The 1189-nt window shown below is 34.9% G+C and carries 2 protein-coding genes; one reads left to right on the forward strand and one right to left on the reverse strand.

The genetic code is table 11. The annotated features are described in order from the left end of the window. Window positions 1-491: 491 nt before the first annotated feature. Window positions 492-788, forward strand: coding sequence for a hypothetical protein (locus RW114_RS20700; protein ID WP_340124616.1), 297 nt, complete (start codon window positions 492-494; stop codon window positions 786-788). Between the two features lie 39 nt (window positions 789-827). On the opposite strand, the gene RW114_RS20705 is transcribed toward RW114_RS20700, so the two are convergent. Further along, a partial coding sequence (locus RW114_RS20705; protein ID WP_340124617.1) for an ATP-binding protein occupies window positions 828-1189 on the reverse strand: 362 nt, incomplete at its 5' end.

Consider the following 1189-nt stretch of genomic DNA (forward strand, 5'->3'; position numbering starts at 1 on the left):
TCGGATGGAGAGCCCGGCGCTAAAAGCATATGGAAAGGGTTCCAGAGAATACAAGACTGCGTGTATGGAATACAGATAGCCCGCAAGCTAGATGGACTGGTTTAGTATTTGTGTGTAAGGAGATGGGTTCAGGTATAAATCTAATTTTCCTAAGTTATTTCACGCTTATTACTTCAGGAATTCAAGCGTGTAATGGGTTCAGAAAAAAAATCATGAAATTTATATCTTGAGTAATTTGTCGAAATCATTTAAGTGCATAAGTTGAGGTGTTCAAGTGAATTTTCACATAATGTTTAATTATCATATAATATAACCAGTTAGCTGTATGTGTATTTGCTCTGTTTCATTGGATAAATAAGTATTTAGAGTGATTGAAAAAATTCTACCTTAATTTAATTGTAAACATTATCCTTGGTTGGTATTAAGTTTTTCATGGCTATAGGTTATAATTTATATAATAGATACATTACAATAAAAACTGTGACTTAAATATGACAAAACATTGTTCCATTGATTCTGAAAAATCTGAAGATTTTTTGAGTAGGTATAGTAGCTCATATAGTTTAGATGATATAAATATTTCAAGAGCAAAAGACATCTTACTTCAAGTTGAAAATAGATATAATGATGAATTATCGCTTAAATACTTGGGTAATGTTATATGTGAAAATCCACCTCCTGAAGCTTTTTATTTTGATGATGGTAGAGAACGTAATGCATTAGAGGTAGAGGTAGTTCTTAGAGGGTATTTAACCGGATGTCCGGCGTCAACTATCCTGTCCGGGTGACGACAATTACCTTGGCCGGTTTTAGTTAAAAAATTTTGATTATTTTTTTAAGCTCTGTTTTTTTCGATAACTTTCTCCTTCTATTTCAATAATGGTTGCATGATGGATAATGCGATCAATAGCCGCAACGGTCATCATGGTATCTGGAAAGATCTGGTCCCATTGGCTAAAAGGTTGATTAGAGGTGATGATTAAGCTGCCGCTTTCATAACGATGAGCGATGAATTCAAATAAGACCTGGGTTTCAGCATCGGTTTTTTTAACATAGCCAATATCATCAATAACCAGAACCTGATATTTATCCAACCGCGTCATTGCAGTCATTAAATCCAGATCCCGCTTGGCTTGTTGTAGGCTTTGAACGAGTGCGGTGGCTGAGAACCATTTAACACGAACCTCCC

It is taken from the genome of Methylobacter svalbardensis (assembly GCF_037671525.1).
Lineage (GTDB): Bacteria > Pseudomonadota > Gammaproteobacteria > Methylococcales > Methylomonadaceae > Methylobacter_A > Methylobacter_A svalbardensis.